General features: G+C 38.4%; 3 protein-coding genes. All 3 read right to left on the bottom strand.

Annotation, left to right across the window (positions count from 1 at the left end; translation table 11 throughout):
- Positions 1 to 515: hypothetical protein (locus tag CJF42_RS25080; RefSeq protein ID WP_212668867.1), on the bottom strand; the 515-nt coding region annotated here is incomplete at its 3' end.
- 110 nt (positions 516 to 625) lie between these two features.
- The gene (locus CJF42_RS25075; protein WP_095369236.1) at positions 626 to 850 is read right to left on the bottom strand and encodes a major capsid protein; all 225 of its coding nucleotides are present in this window, start codon (positions 848 to 850) and stop codon (positions 626 to 628) included.
- 24 nt (positions 851 to 874) lie between these two features.
- Entirely contained in the window at positions 875 to 1,105 is a 231-nt protein-coding gene (locus CJF42_RS25070; RefSeq protein WP_095369235.1) for a hypothetical protein, read from the bottom strand.
- Between the last annotated feature and the right edge of the window lie 201 nt (positions 1,106 to 1,306).

Here is a 1,306-nt window from a genome sequence, read left to right as displayed (position 1 = left end):
GATAGCTGCGGGCAATCCTCTGGGTTATCTGGGTCGGGTTCTGGCTCAGGTTCAATCAAAGGTTTTGCACACATGATTTTATCGGAATCTGTGGGGTGCGGAACTGGCAATGCATAATCAAGAAAATCGGGATGCGGACAACGCTCAGAATCAACAGGTCTAATACCGACATGAGAAATTGTCTTTGTTTGAGGGTATTCTTTATATGCGTTGTCCCGAGAATGCCATTGATATTTGATTACTTTCGCTTTTTTGCCATCATATATACATTCACCAGTAAATGAATACTTATTACCTGGCGGAACAGCATCTTGATTCCATCGTTGCCCCCATTTTTGACACATAGCATCAAAAGCTTGTTCCTCTGTATCACCATAGCTTTCTAAACCACCGTTATAAGTTGCTTTGTATGTCGGCTCATTTGTTGGCGACTTTAAATCACTCATATCAGGCTCTGCAGCATCACTAAAAAAAGACATAAAAAAAGCGCATGTAAGCGCTAGTTTAATTCGCATTTTATGCGCTCCTATTTTTGATTAATTTCATTATCGAACAACTAGTACAGCTACAAAGATGCCGATAATGAATGATGCACCACACAGCGCACCAAACATTAAACTTGCCATTAGATTTTGCGAACGATGCCGATGATTAGGCCAATCACCACAAGTGATGCAACTGAACCAATTACAAACTCGCCTGTTGTTAGTGCGTCAGTTTCAGCCGCTGTAATAGATGCGCCTACTTTTGTGGTATCAATTGCGTGAGCAACACCTGCACCAATTGTTAAAGCCGCAGCAGATAAGAATTTACCCGTTTTTACTAATTTAGATTTAATTGCTTGTTTCATGATTTTTACTCTCTTATTTAATATTTAACGGCGTAGTTTATTTAAAATTGCCAAGATAGCGCCGACACCTATCCCCGCAATAAACATAGTTATGACACCCTCAAAACCTGCGTCATAAGCTAAAGGGTCAAACTGCCCCGCTGCATTGGCATTGAAGTCATTTGGTGACATCAATATAAAATCCTGACATTCAGAGATTGATTCAGGTTTATTAATGACTTTGCCTTTTTTATTTATACCAATACATAAGGACATTTATTTTTTCCTAAATGTAGGGATTAGGTAACTAAGCACCCACACTATTGCTAATATAATTCCTGATATAATTAACCAATTCATTATGAAACCTCACTAATAAGCACTTTAAGTTGTGACTCTTTAGCAATTAAAGACTGTCGTAAAACTGCAATTTCATCATTAGTGAGATTCATAGTATTTAACCCTACTTAGCCGTTC

Origin of the sequence: Pseudoalteromonas sp. NBT06-2 (assembly GCF_002276045.1) — a bacterium.
Lineage (GTDB): Bacteria > Pseudomonadota > Gammaproteobacteria > Enterobacterales > Alteromonadaceae > Pseudoalteromonas.
This window is presented reverse-complemented; position numbering and strand designations above follow the sequence as displayed.